This is a genomic window from Gemella sp. GL1, from assembly GCF_013415365.1.
In the GTDB taxonomy this organism is placed as follows: domain Bacteria; phylum Bacillota; class Bacilli; order Staphylococcales; family Gemellaceae; genus Gemelliphila.
The window spans coordinates 1-17,043 of sequence record NZ_JACBYB010000025.1; the positions used below are offsets into that span (position 1 = coordinate 1).

17 protein-coding genes and 1 rRNA gene are annotated in these 17,043 nt (G+C 28.5%); 2 read left to right on the forward strand and 16 right to left on the reverse strand.

The window, feature by feature from the left end; translation table 11 throughout:
- Positions 1-11: 11 nt before the first annotated feature.
- The 9 genes from HZY82_RS06465 to HZY82_RS06650 form a co-directional block, all read right to left on the reverse strand.
- Entirely contained in the window at positions 12-785 is a 774-nt protein-coding gene (locus HZY82_RS06465) for a phosphotransferase family protein (RefSeq protein WP_135155739.1), read from the reverse strand.
- 196 nt (positions 786-981) lie between these two features.
- Positions 982-2,373, reverse strand: a complete 1,392-nt coding sequence (pepV, locus tag HZY82_RS06470) for a dipeptidase PepV (RefSeq protein ID WP_135155738.1) — start codon at positions 2,371-2,373, stop codon at positions 982-984.
- Between the two features lie 12 nt (positions 2,374-2,385).
- Complete coding sequence (locus HZY82_RS06475; RefSeq protein ID WP_179939080.1) at positions 2,386-3,090, reverse strand: pseudouridine synthase; 705 nt, start codon at positions 3,088-3,090, stop codon at positions 2,386-2,388.
- Between the two features lie 2 nt (positions 3,091-3,092).
- Positions 3,093-4,715, reverse strand: coding sequence for a putative polysaccharide biosynthesis protein (locus HZY82_RS06480; RefSeq protein ID WP_135155736.1), 1,623 nt, complete (start codon positions 4,713-4,715; stop codon positions 3,093-3,095).
- Positions 4,716-4,746: 31 nt separating this feature from the next.
- Positions 4,747-4,932, reverse strand: coding sequence for a hypothetical protein (locus tag HZY82_RS06485; RefSeq protein WP_135155735.1), 186 nt, complete (start codon positions 4,930-4,932; stop codon positions 4,747-4,749).
- Positions 4,933-5,242: 310 nt separating this feature from the next.
- Complete coding sequence (locus tag HZY82_RS06490) at positions 5,243-6,604, reverse strand: FAD-containing oxidoreductase (protein WP_135155734.1); 1,362 nt, start codon at positions 6,602-6,604, stop codon at positions 5,243-5,245.
- A 450-nt stretch (positions 6,605-7,054) separates the two neighbouring features.
- Positions 7,055-7,261, reverse strand: a complete 207-nt coding sequence (locus tag HZY82_RS06495; protein ID WP_179939081.1) for a hypothetical protein — start codon at positions 7,259-7,261, stop codon at positions 7,055-7,057.
- A 26-nt stretch (positions 7,262-7,287) separates the two neighbouring features.
- A complete protein-coding gene (locus HZY82_RS06500) occupies positions 7,288-7,470 on the reverse strand; it encodes a hypothetical protein (protein ID WP_179939082.1) in 183 nt (60 codons plus the stop codon).
- 230 nt (positions 7,471-7,700) lie between these two features.
- Complete coding sequence (locus HZY82_RS06650) at positions 7,701-7,835, reverse strand: hypothetical protein (RefSeq protein WP_255459297.1); 135 nt, start codon at positions 7,833-7,835, stop codon at positions 7,701-7,703.
- Between the two features lie 249 nt (positions 7,836-8,084).
- Between HZY82_RS06650 and HZY82_RS06505 the strand changes: the two genes are divergently transcribed.
- Complete coding sequence (locus tag HZY82_RS06505; protein ID WP_135155731.1) at positions 8,085-8,459, forward strand: MerR family transcriptional regulator; 375 nt, start codon at positions 8,085-8,087, stop codon at positions 8,457-8,459.
- 28 nt (positions 8,460-8,487) lie between these two features.
- Positions 8,488-9,816: a type I glutamate--ammonia ligase gene (gene glnA, locus HZY82_RS06510; protein ID WP_179939083.1), complete on the forward strand. Its 1,329-nt coding sequence runs from the start codon at positions 8,488-8,490 to the stop codon at positions 9,814-9,816.
- A 75-nt stretch (positions 9,817-9,891) separates the two neighbouring features.
- On the opposite strand, the gene srtB is transcribed toward glnA, so the two are convergent.
- The 7 genes from srtB to rrf all read right to left on the reverse strand — a co-directional run bounded on the left by srtB (position 9,892) and on the right by rrf (position 17,034).
- Positions 9,892-10,803, reverse strand: coding sequence for a class B sortase, LPKTxAVK-specific (srtB, locus tag HZY82_RS06515; RefSeq protein WP_179939085.1), 912 nt, complete (start codon positions 10,801-10,803; stop codon positions 9,892-9,894).
- A 4-nt stretch (positions 10,804-10,807) separates the two neighbouring features.
- A complete protein-coding gene (locus HZY82_RS06520; protein WP_135155728.1) occupies positions 10,808-11,395 on the reverse strand; it encodes a peptidylprolyl isomerase in 588 nt (195 codons plus the stop codon).
- A 1-nt stretch (position 11,396) separates the two neighbouring features.
- A complete protein-coding gene (gene thrS, locus HZY82_RS06525; RefSeq protein WP_135155727.1) occupies positions 11,397-13,340 on the reverse strand; it encodes a threonine--tRNA ligase in 1,944 nt (647 codons plus the stop codon).
- A gap of 291 nt (positions 13,341-13,631) precedes the next feature.
- A complete protein-coding gene (locus HZY82_RS06530; protein ID WP_135155726.1) occupies positions 13,632-14,486 on the reverse strand; it encodes a DnaA ATPase domain-containing protein in 855 nt (284 codons plus the stop codon).
- Positions 14,486-15,844 (reverse strand): DnaD domain protein, encoded by a 1,359-nt coding sequence (locus HZY82_RS06535; RefSeq protein WP_179939086.1) that lies wholly within the window; start codon positions 15,842-15,844, stop codon positions 14,486-14,488. Before HZY82_RS06535 ends, HZY82_RS06530 begins: the two co-directional genes overlap by 1 nt.
- Complete coding sequence (locus tag HZY82_RS06540; RefSeq protein ID WP_218925271.1) at positions 15,837-16,817, reverse strand: hypothetical protein; 981 nt, start codon at positions 16,815-16,817, stop codon at positions 15,837-15,839. Before HZY82_RS06540 ends, HZY82_RS06535 begins: the two co-directional genes overlap by 8 nt.
- Positions 16,818-16,919: 102 nt before the next feature.
- Positions 16,920-17,034: ribosomal RNA gene (gene rrf / locus HZY82_RS06545) — 5S ribosomal RNA — on the reverse strand.
- Between the last annotated feature and the right edge of the window lie 9 nt (positions 17,035-17,043).

Here is a 17,043-nt window from a genome sequence, read left to right on the forward strand (position 1 = left end):
TTATAATACCTCTATACATATTCAAAAAATATTTTGTTAATAAATATAAGCCATTCGTTCATTTCAGATAGCCTACGTTTTTCATAATTCCAAATAACTAAAACTAATGCTTGGAAAGTCATGTACCACTTTAATTTAAGTCTATATTCTAAAGTCGACTTTATTCCATAATCTTTAAGCCACTCATCCCAATTTGCTTGATCTATATATCTATACAATATAAATGAAATATCAATTGCTGGATCTCCCAATATTGCCTGATCCCAATCAACTAAAAATAAGCCATTTTCATCTGATAATAGCCAATTTTCTTTTTGTAAATCTGCATGACATAAACAAAAACCATCTTGCTTTGGTATACTTCTTTTTAAATAAGAAAAAGCCATGGCTATGTTGGAATTTTTTAATAAATCTGTTGTCACAATATTTTCAAGATTAAATAATAAATTTTCTGCTGTTTCTTGTCTATAACCTTGTGTAATCATCATCTTCTTTAATTTATCAGAAGAATGAACTTTTTTTAATATCTTAGGAATTCTTTTATCTCTCATTTCTTCATTTGATAATGTTTTTCCATTCTCAAAATCTTGTGCTATTAATACATCTCCGTTAGATAACCTTTTAGACCATCTTACTTTAGGAACTATTTTTTCTGCCGATAATGTTGATAAAATTGGAGTGGCATTGCGCTTAATAAAATACTTATTATTATCTCTTGCAGCATAATAATCATCTGCATATTCTTCACTCAAAGTCCAACCTACTTGATAATATTCTTTTGCCACAAGGTCCACTCCTTTCATAATTTTATTCCTAAATAATTGCACCTATTATTTTACAATTTTTACTGCATTTTTTCAAGGTAAATCTGCACATATTTTTTTATTTTTTTATACTCTTTCTCTTAAACATGATAACTATAGGATTTTAATAAAAATATTTTTTTCATAATAAAAAAGCGATAAAAATATCGCTTTTTTATTATCCTTGTTTACAACAAATTCGATATATAGATTCAGCAAAAATTGCTGTCGATAATAATAAATCTTCTACAAACATATACTCATTTGCTTGATGCATTGTATCTTCTCGATCCGGTAAAAGTACTCCAAAGGCCACCGCCTTCCTCATACATCTCGCATAAGTTCCACCACCGATAACCATTGGCTCATTCTTTACATCTCCTGTGTATTTTCTATATACAGATAATAATGTTTGTACTAGTTCGTCTTCTTTAGGTATAAAGTGTGCTTCTTTACTATCTTCTAGTATTACTTGCATATTTTCAAAAGATAAATCTTCAATTTTATCCACCAAGTTATACTTAGCTGGATATCTAGAATCAGTCTCTACTTTTCCAATTTGTTTTCCTAGATCATATTTAAAAATACCATAGTTAAAACTTGCATGTCCCATCTCACTATCTGAGTACTCTAATCCTAATTTTTTACCGATAGGGTCATCGTGTAAGTAAGTAGATATAAATTCGAAGTAATTTCTAGCATTAATATCAAGACCTAATGTAAGCATAAAATCTGCCAATTTAGTAGCTGCATTAATCCCTAATTCTGGTGTTGATCCATGTGCAGCCTTTCCTTTAAATGTGAGTTTAATTACTTCTCCATCTTCTATTAAATACTCTTCATAACCATAAGTGATTAATTTTTCTTTTAACTTACTGCTATCACCTTTTAATTCAGCAGTAACCGTACTTGGTACCATATTCTGTGCTAATCCTGCCTTTAAAGATAGTAATTTAAATTCTGCTTGATCCTCTTCTTTAAATTTTAAATTAAATGAAAATGTAGCTCTTGCTTTTTCTCCATTTATTATTGGAAAGTGAGCATCTGGTGTAAATCCTAAATCTGGTCTTTCTTCGGTTTGGAAGTATCTATCAACACATCTGAATCCCACTTCTTCATCTGTTCCAACAATTAAACGAACTCTTTTAGTCCAAGTAACACCTAACTCATTTAATAATTTAATTGCATAGTATGCTGCCATTGTAGGTCCTTTGTCATCAAGAACTCCTCTAGCAAAAATTTTTCCGTCTCTAATTTCTGGTTTAAATGGATGTGATATCCATTCTTTTGGATTGGCAGGAACTACATCTACATGGCCTAAAACTCCAAATAGTTCTTCTCCTTGCCCTATTTCTATATGTCCTGCTACATTCCCAACATTTTTAACCAAATATCCATCTCTTTTTCCAAATGACAAAATTTTGTCTAGAGCTTTTCTTGGACCTAACCCAAACGGTGCTTCCTCACTAAAAGATCCATCTGTATTAGATTCTATTGATAATAAATCAAATAAATCATCTAATAAATTATCTTTGTGTTTCAATACTTCTTCTTTAAAATTTATAACCATTACTTTCTCTCCCTAAATTAATTCTTTTACTTCTTCATCATTCAAATATCGATATTCACCTAATTTCAAATTATCATCTAACTTTAATTTTCCTATAGATAACCTCTTTAAATAAATTACATTCATTCCAGCTACCTTCATCATTTTTTTTATTTGATGAAATTTACCTTCAGATATTTGAATATAGGCTGAGCTTTTCATTTTCTTAGCCTCTATTATTTCTAAAATTGCTGGTTTGCACATATAATCTTTATCAATAATTACTCCAGACTCAAATAATTTAACCTCTTCCTCATTCAATTCTCCGTCAACTTCAACATAATACTTTTTAAAGATATTCTTTTGAGGCGAGATTAATTTATGTGATAAATGTCCATCATTGGTTAAAAATATTAAACCTTCTGTATCCTTATCGAGTCTACCAACTGGAAATATATTTTTTATTTTATCCTCATCACTTAATAAATCTAATACTGTTTTATCCCGAGCATCTCGAGTAGCACTAACATATCCTTGAGGTTTATTTAGCATTATATATATATTTTCAATATGTTTAAATTCTATTCCTTCAAAAATCACCATATCATTGTCCAAATTAACATCATACTTAGCATCTTTGATTAATTTTCCATTTATTAAAATTCCTTTTTTAATAAATTTCTTAACTTCACTTCTACTATACTTACTATTGTTACTAATAAACTTATCTAATCTCAAGATTATCGCCTCCTAATCATAGATAGAATAGAAAACTCTCTACCAAACAAATATTTAGTAAATTGTATTTTGTTCAAAATAAAGAAATATAAGGGCATTCCTATCATCCCTGAAATAGCAATCAATACAATACTGTCAACTTTATTTGCTAAATTGAAATTAGTAAATATAGCATCTACTATTGCAGAAACAGCAACAAACATAATGCTACTTGTGAAAACTATTTTCATTAAATTATAAGTAAATTCTTTTAAATTTAATCCTATTTCTTTATTAATTATTATAATATTTAGACCTATCATAATTATATAAGTCAGTATTGAACAATACAAGGCTCCAGCTGTTTGAAATTTAAAAATAAAATATTCATTAAACATATACTTAAAAGCTATTCCTAAGATAACTATTATAATGTTATAATTTTGCTTGTCAATGGCCTGCATCACTATACTCGTTATCCCATAAACTGCATAACCTAAAGCTAAAGGTAAGTATAATCTCATTAAAGTGAAGCCATCTACATCATATTCATAAAAAGATGTATATAGTGGTTGAGTTAATACATACATAGCAAATAATGCTGGTAAAACTATCATAAGTAAGGCTAATAATAATTTATTAACTTGATTTCTCAATTCAATAATATCTTTCCTTACATATAACCTTGTTATTGCAGGTAAAAAAGCACCAGTAAAAGCAGGTGCTAAAGCAACAGCTATCATTACTATTTTATTAACATAATTATTATATATATTAAATTGCTCTTCGGCCAATTGAGCTAAGCCTAATTTATCCATAGCTGGTATTAAGGTATTTTGATCTATAATTGTTATTATAGAAAAGTAAGTAGTAACTATAACAAATGGTATTGATATTTTAAAAATTTCTCTCAGTATCTCAAAAACACTTTCTCTTTTATGAATATTTGTCGAAGTTTGATTCATATCCAGGCTTTTTCTATGCTTAATATAGTAATATACAAGTATTATAAATGCTAGGATAGCACCTAATCCTGCTGAAGCTGTAGCAATTGCATTTGCATAAACTATATTTCCATTTGTCATTTCTATAACGATATAAGTTCCAATCATCATTACTGCTATTCTAAATACTTGCTCTAAAAATTGTGAGATTGCTGATGGAAACATAATATCGTGTGCTTGTAGAACACCTCTAAGTCCTGAAGCAATCATTACAAAAGGAACTGCTAAAGATAATGTTTGAATTACTAACGCTAGATCATCTACACTATATCTTAATGGCGTATCTATACTAGAAATTGTTTGTGCTGCCATATCCTTGGCGAAAATTATAAATCCTAAAAAGCCTAATATCCCCACAACTAATAAAAATATAGTTCCTACTTTAGCTATCTGCCTACTTTTTTCATAGTTTTTTTCTTCATTATACTTAGAAATTAACTTAGATAAAGCTAACGGTAATCCTGCTGAAGATAACTCCAATAAAAGTACATAATAATTATAAGCATAGTTTATTAATATCATATTGTTTTTTCCACCAATTATTGCGTAATATGGAATTATATAAACTAAACCGATAATTTTAGTAAGTATTAAACTAATACTTAAGATAAATGTCCCCTTAAATAAGGAATCTTTTTTCATTTTTTTCACCCTAATTCACTTCTTTATTTAATTACATAAATACATATTGAAAAACATATACTAAAGTTACAAATAAACTATACACAGCTATTAACCTTGCAACTTTTTCTAGTCTTTTCTTTTTTATCATATTAAATGAAATTAATATCATGTATGTAGCACCTAATATTATGAAGCTCACTACAAATATTAAAAATGCTATAAAAGCAACAAACATACCCGACCCTCCTATTCTGTTAGCTACATCTATTTTATCATAGATAGTTTTATTTTTCATTATATTACACAACAACTAGATAGTTACTGTCTTGGGAAGACATATAAACTATAAATAGACCTTATCATATGTGTAAGATTATAATTTCTCTTATAAGTATTTTTGCATAATACAAAAAACTTTCTACTTATAGTAGAAAGTTTTTATTGAAGAATTTACTTATTAGTTTTTCAACAACAGGTTTTCTCTATTTTCAATATTAATGACCGATAAATCTTTGAATGTCTAAACACACTTACTCAACACTTAATTATATTGAAAATAAATCATTCAAGTTTTCTGCCATTGTTGGATGTGTGAATAATTGTTTAGCTAGATAAGTATAGGGAATATGATTATCCATTGCCATTGTTATCAAGTTAATTAATTCTGATGACTGTGCTCCAAATAAAGTAGCTCCTAAAATTTCTTTTGTTTCTGGGTTAACAATAGCTTTAAAAACACCTCTTAAATCTGAATTAACATGTCCTCTTGGCATATTCGCAACAGGTAATTCTTTTGTAACATAAGGCAAGTTTAATTCTTTAACTTGTTCTTCTGTTAAACCTACACGCGATAAAGGTGGATTAATAAATATGGTTGTTGGCACATTTTTTCTATTTTTCAAAGAATAATCCTTGTTTCCATTTAGATAATTCCATACAACTCTAAAATCATCTAAAGATACATATGTAAATTGTAAACCTCCATTCACATCACCTACAGCAAATACATTAGGAACTGTTGTTTGACAAAACTCATCCACTTGAATAGCTCCACGTTCTGTTAATTGAATAGAGGTATTTTCTAAGCCTAGATTTTGTATATTCGCTTTTCTTCCTGTAGCATATAATACAGCATCGTATACTAAATCTCGTGAACTTGCTTGTTGTGAATCATCACTATCTTTATTATCAATATCTTTTTGGCTCACATTAACAATAACATCTTCTTGATTATTAGATAAATGGTTAATCTTTACACCTAGTTCAAAGACAATACCTTGTTCTTCCATATATTTTTTTGCCAATTGACTAACAGTATTTTCTTCACGTGGTAAAATTTTATCACCAGCTTCCAAGATACTTACTTGACTTCCTAGTTTAGCATATAAACTAGCAAATTCTAAACCAATATTTCCTCCACCAATAATACCTAAACGTTTAGGTAGTTTAGATAATTTTTGAATACCCGTACTATCATAAACATTCTTAGTTGTTGTTAATCCTTCAATAGGTAAAACATTAGATACTGCTCCTGTATTAATGATGATAGTTTCCGAAGTTAACTTTTCTTTATCAAGTCCTCCACTCAATTCAATTACTTTATCATCAAGAAAAGTTGCATGTGCTGTATAAATATCTACAACAGCATCGACCATATCAAAATTTTTAGCATTTAAACGCGATACTACAGCATCTTTTTCTAGCATAGCCTCTTCAAATGATAGACCTTTTTCAGCTGCATGAATTAATGTTTTAGTTGGTATACAGCCTATATTAATACACGTTCCTCCATACATTTCCTTATTTTCTTCAATCAATGCTACTTTTTTTCCTTGATTAGCTAATTTTGCAGCTAATGTTTTCCCAGCTTTACCGAAACCAATAACAATTACATCATATGTTTTCATATTTTTTCTCCTTTATTAAAATAAATTTCTCAATATTTTATAAAATATTACCTAATATATAGATTTACAAGATTACTATAATCAATCCTTCAATATAATTTCTTTCAATGGATATTTAGTTCATTAAGCTTTATATTTAAGTTTGTTATTTTTCAAATACTCAGTCTAAATTCCCCGTGTATTTCATTCTACTAGCTTCAATTGATATTTTTTACTAACTATATTGCCAGTAACATCAATTTAAAACATACCTTTAGTCAATTAACTATTATTTATATTTTATGGTTTAGTAAAGCGTTCTTTATAATCTACATGTAAATTATAGCATAATTTACCATAATAAAAAAGGGAACTACACCTCTCATATTCATCTCAGTTTTAATAATAAAAACACCTAACTAATGTTAAGTGTTTAATTTACTAAATCTGTCGCTTTTTTATAATATGGTGTTAAAAATCAATGCACAACTGTTTATTAGTAGTATCTTCTTCTACGTAAAAATAATACATTGATTCATAGTTTATCAAATCAAAAAATTCTCCATTTTCTTCCAACCATGATTCTGCAAACTCTTCTTCCTCTCCAAGTTTTACTGTTAGATCAAGAAAATAATCGTAATAATCTTCAACGTCACCTTCAACACCTTTTTTTAACATGTCTTATACAATCTTTGAATACTTCATTATTTTTTCTCCTTCAATGATTTAGCAGGTTTACTAGTTTTCATAAATGTTACAATTTCATTAGTGTCTTTTTCGTATATTAATAACAAGCTATCGTAATATTTAGCTTGTCGTTCTTTATGCTCAGATTGATAATTCACAGGTTTATTAGCTACCTCTAATACAGAATCAAAATTATACATAACCCTTCCGTTTTTTCTACGCATTCTAGCTATATATTGAGAAATTGCATGACCACTAAATTTTACACCTTCGTCTTTAAAACTAGGTAAGCGTCTATCGTTTGTTCTTTTTGTTTATTCTTTAGAACTACTCAAAATATAAGAAATAGTTTTACCATAGTGCCTCAAATCTTCTTTTTTAGAATGTTCTAAAGAAAGAAACTCACTATACGACTTAGGTGCCTTATCACCTAAATTACGTAGTGTTTCAGAATATTCTTTTTTAGATTTTTGTCAATAATTTTATAAGCTTTACTTTGTTTTTCTCCACCTGCTACATATCTCTCCCTACTCTTATCTCTATAAAGAAACGGATTCTTTTCCATATGTTGTTTAAGACCACTTCTAAGTGTTTTTAGTCTTAACTTATGCTTTTGCTCTAACTCCTTATCATTTACTATCTTAGAGATGTTGATAAGTTCCTTGGATTTCCTTAAGCGTAATCAGCAAGGAATAAGACTTTTTCTCCTTTAATAGCCATCAATTATTACTATGTTAGATTTTATAACATTCGTTTTATTTTTATATTTTTTATGGTAAAATATATACTGTAAATATATTTGGAGGATGTATCCATGAGTTTTATAGACTTTAAAAGAAATTTAGCTGCACTTCCTATAAGTGTTGTAATAAAATTAACAGATCTTACAGCACGACAAATTCGCTATTATGAAGAAAAGAATCTTATAAAACCTGAGAGAACAGATGGTAACACCAGATTATTTTCACTAAATGATGTGGACAAACTATTATCTATCAAAGATTTACTTAATAAAGGTTTTAACATTAAAGCAATAGATGAAATAATCAATAATAAAAAAGTTGATAAGGAAATCGATAAACTTAGACAAATCATTCATAATGATATATTTACTGGTCCGATAGCAAATACACGAAATGAATCTATTGGCCGTGGGGATCTTGCTAGATTCTATACAAATAAAAAATAGCATTATTATAATATTTAAGGAGAGCCTTATGTCAAAAAGACAAGAAATTTTAGACACAATAAAAAAAGAAAATGTTAAGTATATTAGACTTCAGTTCACTGATATTACTGGGACAATTAAAAACGTTGAAGTTCCCGTCAGCCAACTAGATAAAGTTTTAGATAACTCTATGATGTTTGATGGATCTTCAATCGAAGGTTTTGTACGTATAGAAGAAAGTGATATGTATCTATATCCAGACCTGGATACATTCTTAGTTTTCTCTTGGGATAGTGAATATGGAAAAGTAGCACGTTTTATCTGTGATATATATACTTCTGATAGAAAGCCATTTGCCGGAGATCCACGTGGTAACTTAAAACGTATGTTGAAAAAAATGAATGATTTAGGATACGATACCCTAAATTTAGGACCAGAACCAGAGTTTTTCTTATTTAAACTTCAAGAAAATGGAGAGCCTTCACTAGATTTAAACGATAATGGAGGATACTTCGACTTAGCTCCAGTTGATTTAGGTGAAAATGTTCGTCGTGATATAGTATTAGAACTTGAAAGATTAGGATTTGATATCGAAGCTTCTCACCATGAAGTAGCACCCGGTCAACATGAAATTGATTTTAAATATGCTGATGTAGTTTCTGCTTGCGATAACATTCAAACATTCAAATTAATTGTAAAAACAATTGCACGTAAACATGGATTGCATGCGACCTTTATGCCTAAACCAATATACGGAATAAATGGATCAGGTATGCACTGTAACATATCCTTATTTAAAAATGGAAAAAACTGTTTCTTCGATGAATCTACTCCTAACCAATTATCACAAGATGCTTACTACTTTATCGCAGGAGTTTTAAAACACGCACGTGCTTTTACAGCTGTATGTAATCCAACAGTTAATTCATACAAGCGTCTAGTTCCTGGATATGAAGCTCCATGTTATGTAGCTTGGTCTACTTCTAACCGTTCTCCATTGGTACGTATTCCGGCATCACGTGGAAAATCTACTCGTGTAGAGGTACGCTCTGTTGACCCTGCTGCTAACCCATACTTAGCTATGTCTACAATTTTAGCTGCAGGTTTAGATGGAATAGAGAATAAATTAATTCCTGCTGATGAAGTTTCAAGTAATATCTATGTTATGACATTAGAAGAGAGATTAGCTCAGGGTATCGATCAATTACCTTCTACTCTATATACTGCACTAAAGGAATTAAAATCATCTCAAATTATGGAGAATTCTCTTGGTTCTCATATTTTTAATAACTTCATCGAAGCAAAATCAATCGAATGGGATTCATTTAGAACGCGAGTAACAGATTGGGAAATTGACCAGTATTTAAAACAATATTAAAAGATTTAAAGTTTCTCTTTTCTTTATGAATCTAAATAAAAACCAACTACATAGATTGTAGTTGGTTTTTATTTTCTAGTCAGCTTTAGTATTAGCTACTAACTTATCTTTATTTTTTTCTAAAAATTCATTTAATTCTGAATCTGGTATTTGTCTTAAATATAAATTATATCTAGTTTCTGGATCTGCAATAAAATCTGGACAAGTAGATAATATTAAATATTTATCATTCACATTAAATTTCATATTTTCTTTTTTTGCAAAAACTGTTTCAGATTTACTTAATTTATCAAAATAATCTTCTAAATCCTTAGCTTTGTACTGAGAATCATATTCTTCCTTGCTAATCTCTATAGAGCTACTATTGTAGTGATTAGTGTATAAGTCTTGATCTGTCTTATATAATTCTGTGTCTTCATGAACTTCGTGAATCATCACAGCTTCATAATAATATTTTCTTTCCGGAGTTTCCACAACAACGTAAGGATGTTCATTGAAAAATTTTTGATCTTTGTATCTCAATACATCTTTAAACATTCTATAATCCGAAACACCTGATCCTCTAGCATGTCCAAATAACCACGTAAGATGATCCTCAAATTTTCCATCATTACTATAATCCATAAAAACAGCCCCCATAAGTGGAATATTGTTTTTCTCAAAAGTTTTATCTAAATATATTGCGTTTGACTTATCTTCTTTATCTTGTACAATAGGTTCTTCCATTTTTCCACCTGGAACATATATATATCCTACTGTTTGCTCATTAACACTACTTAATTTATCAAATTTATTTTTTAAATAGTTTTTTTCTTCTTGACTAACTGTATATTTAGAACCCGCATCACCTGTGCTTACAATGTTTGAAGTTTCTACTTTTGTTTTTTCTGTACCGTCATCAAATCCCGTAATATTAGAACATCCAGTTACAAATAGCATTACCCCTAATATTAAGGTCGCAAAAAAATTTTTTCTCTTATTTCCCATAGTTTTACTCCACTACTATATCTACAATAACTACATCTTCTTTTGGTTTATCTTGAAATCCAGTTTCAACAGCAGCAATTTTTTCAAGTACATCTTTGCCTTCAATAATTTGGCCAAAAACTGTATGTCTTTGATCCAACCAAGGTGTTCCACCACTTTTACCATACTCTATAACAGCTTCTTCTGGCCATCCACCATCTTTTAATTGTTTAAGCATACGTGTATCTACATGCTTTGCCTGAACAATAAAGAATTGGCTACCATTTGTGTTTGGTCCAGAATTTGCCATAGATAGGGCACCATAAAAATTATAATGATCCATTGAAAACTCATCTTCAAAATCTGATCCCCAAATAGATTCTCCACCCATACCTGTTCCAGTTGGATCTCCAGCTTGAATCATAAAATCTTTAATAACACGATGAAAAATAATTCCATTATAGTATCCATCTTTAGCATGAGTTAGAAAATTTTCAACCGTTTTAGGCATATCTTTTTCAAATAACTTAAAAGACATATCTCCTAAAGTAGTTTTTATAGTAATTTTTATCTCACCATCTAAAAGTTCTTTTGTTGTTTGCGTCAATACCATATTATGCCTCTTTCTTTATTCTTCTCTCATTAATTTCTTTGAGAATATTTTCCTTAAATTCTTTATAAAATTTAGTTTTTTGTTCCAATGATCCAAAAGTTCTTACGTTAACTGTATTATTTTCTACTTCTTTATCTCCAATTACTAAAGTATAAGGAATTTTTTTAGATGCTGCTTCTCTTATCTTATAACCAAGCTTTTCATCTCTATCATCAATTGAAATTTTAACTCCAGATTTCTTTAGATCTTCAAACAATTCTTTAGAATACTCATAATGATACTCATTATTTACTGGTATAATTCTTACTTGATTAGGAGCCAACCATGTTGGTAAGTCTCCTTTATATTCTTCTAGTAGGAATGCAACCATTCTTTCCATTGTAGAAATTACTCCACGGTGAATAACTACTGGACGATGCATTTTTCCATCCTCACCTACATATTCAAGTTCAAATCTTTCTGGTAATAAGAAATCTAATTGAATTGTAGAAAGTGTTTCTTGCTTACCTATTGCTGTCTCAACTTGAACATCTAATTTTGGACCATAAAATGCTGCTTCTCCTTCTACCTCAATGTAATCTAGTCCTAATTCATCAAATGCATCCTTAAGCATTGATTGTGCATTATTCCACATTTTATCATCATCAAAGTATTTTTCTTTATTTTCTGGATCTCTATAAGATAGACGATATGTATAATTTTCTATACCTAAATCTCTATAAGCCTCTTGAATTAAAGCAACAGTTCTCTTGAACTCTTCTTTAATTTGATCTGGTCTAACAAAAATATGTGCATCATTTAATGTCATCCCTCGAACACGTTGCAAACCACTCACTGCACCTGATGCCTCATAACGGTGCATCATTCCTAATTCTGCAATACGAATTGGTAACTCACGATATGAATGCTTTTCATTTTTATAAACCATCATATGATGAGGACAGTTCATTGGACGAAGTACCATTTCTTCATGTTCCATTATCATTTTAGGGAACATATCATCTTGGTAATGCTCCCAGTGTCCACTTGTCTTATACAAATCAACAGATGCTAAAATTGGAGTATAGACATGATCGTATCCAGCTTCAATTTCTTTATCTACAATATATCTTTCTAAAGTGCGGCGAATTGTTGCCCCATTTGGTAGCCATAAAGGTAATCCCGCTCCAACTTTTTGACTAGTAGTGAAAATTCCTAGTTCTTTCCCTAGTTTACGGTGATCTTTTTCTTTAGCTTCTTCTAATCTATGTAAATGTTCTGCTAATGCATCTTTTGTATAGAATGCAGTACCATAAATACGCTGTAACATTTTATTATCACTATTTCCTCTCCAATAAGCTCCTGCCACAGAGAGAAGTTTAAATTCTTTAATTTTAGAAGTAGATGCAACATGTCCACCTCGGCATAAATCAATAAAATCTCCCTGCTCGTAAACTGTAATTGGTGCTTCTTCAGGTAATCCATTAATTAATTCTACCTTATATGGATCTTGTGCAAAAATTTCAAGAGCTTCTTCCCTTGATACTTTTCTTCCTAATATTTGATGATTTTCAGAAATAAGTTTCTTCATCTCTTTCTCAATTTTTTGTAAATCTTCTTCGTTTACTTTATGTTCTGTATCAAAATCATAGTAGAATCCACCGTCTATTGCTGGTCCCACTCCAAAATGAACGTCTTTACCGTACAATCTTCTTAAAGCCTGCGCTAAAAGATGGGCTGATGAATGTCGTAATACATATAATGCATTCACATCCTTATCATCTGCAGTTATTAATTTTATATTCCCATCTCTATCGATTACTTTATCTAAATCTATGAAATCATCATCTAATTTAGCTGCAACTACTTTTTTCTTAAGACTAATACTAATTGATTCAGCAACTTCTAATGCAGTTTTTCCTTCATATTCTCTTACACTTCCATCTGGAAAAGTTAATTTTACCATTTTATATCTCCTTTATTGCATATAAATATCCCTATCTAAGAAATTTCTTAGATAGGGACGAAATTTTTATCGTGGTACCACCCATTTTCGAAATACATTGTATTTCCTCAATAATGATTAAAGCTCATCAAACTTATATGTTAATATAAGGGAGTAATAATTAAAGACCTATAGGTATTCACAGCACCATACCCTCTCTGAAAAAAAGTTACTTCACTATCATGTCCTTATACATATAAATAATATTACATTGATATTCTAACATATTTTAAATTATTCATCAAGAATTTATTAATCCAAGAGTACCGGGTCCGCTAAATCTAAAATTCTTCTAAGAATTCTCATTGATTTTGTATCATCTTTTTCATTTTTAGTATTAGCTAAAAACTCACTTAGTTCTTTAATTCCTAAATTTGATGTGAAAAAAGTTAATAATTTTTCATCAGATCTATAATTAATAATTGGTAATAATATTTCATCACGAACAAATTCTGTACTAGTCTCTGACCCTAAATCATCAATAATTAAAATTTCTTGCTCTCTTATTTGTTCAATTAAATTATTAAAATTCCCTGTACTAATTTCTGATTTAAGTTTTCTAACAAATTCAGGTAAAAATATAATTGCAGGCTCTTTTCCTTTAAACTTCAAATAATTATACAAAGAGCCCATAAGATAAGTTTTACCTATTCCTGTTTTTCCATATATATATATACCTTTAGTTTCTTTAGAAGATAGAACTAAATCCGCAATTTCTACTAAGTTTGTTGCCAAATTTATTTTGTTAGAGTTCTCGCTAATATTCTTGAAAGTAGCCTTTAATACTCCTTTTGAAATATATTCTGTTTTTACCCTATTTTTAAATTTTCTAGATTCTCTAAGTAGCTTAGTTTGCTCACTCTCTTCATATTTAATCTCTAATCTGTCATTACTAAAATCTAAATATGGTCTTATATTAAAAACTTGAGGGTTACTCTTTATAACATAAAAATCATAAAATTTTTGATAATTTTTTATAAAAAAATTATCACTTATATTATTTAATTTTATAAATTTTACAATATCTGGATAATTATAAACTAAATCATTTTTCAAATCTATATTTTCATTTTTTTTACTATTTACAAAATGATTTACTTTTTTCATTATTCAATACCTCTCTCTTTTAAAAATTCTTCATAATTGATATTGTTTTTATTCGAAATTTCTTTATCACTTACTTTATTAAGTAATTCATCCATTTGATTTTTAATGTATTCTGGGGTAGTTTTCTCTCTAGTCACTTTATTATAATTTGTTGTTTTATTAATACTAGTCTTAGTTTTTTGAACAGCTCTTTGCTTTCTATTTTTCATAATATTATTGGCAAAGTCTATTGCTTCTAGTGCAGTTGTCAGCCTTTGGTTTGACCAAGAGCTCGCTATTTTATCAAGATAGTTAAAAGATGGTAACCCTACTGAATTAGAATTTCTCAAAGCAAAATCTAAAAAAACATTGAGTACACCACTTGTAAAATTATATTTTTCTTGTATTTTTAATATAATATCCCTACTATCTATTTCAGAAATTTTTAAAGAATGTTTTCTGTTTAAAAATTCAACATAATTAATGTTATCTAATTCTCGAGCAATTTTTTCCTTTTGAGATAATTCCTTTTTATCTGAGTAAGTCTCTTTTAATAATTGCTTATTAATCATATTATCAAGATTGGGAACATCTTGTTTCCTTACATTTACATATAACTGATTTAAATAATTTTTCAAACTAGCAATGTCTATATCTGTTCCTGCTGAAGTTTTATCTAATGAATTTTCAATTCCCCTAGCCATATCATCAGCACTTACCTTGTATAGATGAGCTAGATTCAGTATTTCCTTGCGTAAAGATGAATTTTCTAATATCACATCAATATATTTACTGGATAAAATTGTATTTAGTCTAGTAAAATCAAAATAGTATTCTGATAAATTTGGACCACTTTCCAATCTAGGAGTTTCATTTTCAAAAGGACTTTGACTATCGTAAATATCTGTAAATTTAGCACTAACATCTGTAAAAATACTAAAGGACACTTTTCTGCTAGGATATTTATTAATAATCGCTTCAAAGGCACTATCTCCAATAGTATTCTTTAACAATTCCGATAATAAATTATTAGATAAAAATTCTGTAAAAGACAATGGCTTTACTATCTCATATAGATATCTTTTCTCAGATTCTGCATTATAATAATAAGATTTTAATAAACCCAAAGCCTCTAATTTTTTTCTAGCTAATAATAATTGTTTAATATTAATTGCTAAATTTTCAGTAATATCAAAGTGTAATATTGTATCTGACATATTATCATCATTCAAAATTTTATAAAATAGATATTCATAAAGCTTTATAGCATTAGCCCCTATTAAAGGAAGATATAGCATATTCAATTCTCTACCAAAATTATGATTATGATAGTCATTATAAACAATAAAAAAATCCGTTTCTTCTAATAGATTAGTCATCTTCACTACTCATTACTTCTATTATTACTTGTAAATACTCCATCGCAAATAAGAAGTCTGGATTGAAATCATACTTAATCTTATCATTATTTTTTAATGGTGCATAAAATGCTTTAATTACTAATGGATATACATTATCTAATAATAATTTTGTATTATCATTTTTAAATATATCATTCATGATGCCAAATATTTTTTTAGTAATTGTTAAAAATTCATTTTTATCGGGAGTTTTAACGTTTGTATAAGATTCCATTTTTAAATCAAATGAAAGTATATCCTTCTTATTCTCTTTTGCAACGAAAGTTTTCATATCATCTATTAAAGAATACATATAATCAAAAAATATGTTAATATTTTTTAAATAATCATCCTTTATAAATTCAGATTCTCCCATAAGTAATAAATTATTAATATTATAGTCAGTTACAAATAAATACATCTTATATAAATCTGAGAATTCTATTTGATTAAAAGTTCTATAATCATTAACTATATCTCTTAAACTTTGCTTATCCTTATATATATTATAGATAGTATTTAACCATATAAACTCATCAATTTTATGATCATTAATAAGCTGAATTAAATAATTATTAAATTCATACATTTCTTCAGTTGAAAATATTTCAAAAATATTATTTTCAATATTGTCTATGTAAGAATAAAACTTCACTGTTTCATCGGATGAAAAGATTTCTTTATTAAATTCAGCTTTTAAATTCGCCTTGATTTCAGTAAATTTTTGTTGACTATCATCATTGTTAATCACTTCATTATGAGCTAATTCTTTATTAGAATAAAAATAATTTTCTATCCCTTTATTAAATTTTAATAAATTTGATAAAATTTTTATATATGCTACTTTTATATTAACATCATTAGATATATTATTAATCATCTCTAAGGCATCTAATATTAATTTTTTATTACTACTTGTAATCTCAAATATTTTATCTGCTTCTAATTGCATTATATAGCCTCCTATCACGCATAGTATATATAATATTACTATATTTTCGAGATAAAATCAAATTAAGTAAACAAAAAAAGAACCCCAAAGGGTTCTACTATTGCCTGGCAACGTTCTAATCTCGCAGGTCGTAAGACCAACTACAGTCGACGCTAAAGAGCTTAACTTCTGTGTTCGGTATGGGTACAGGTGTATCCTCTTTGCTATCGCCACCAGACGAAAACTA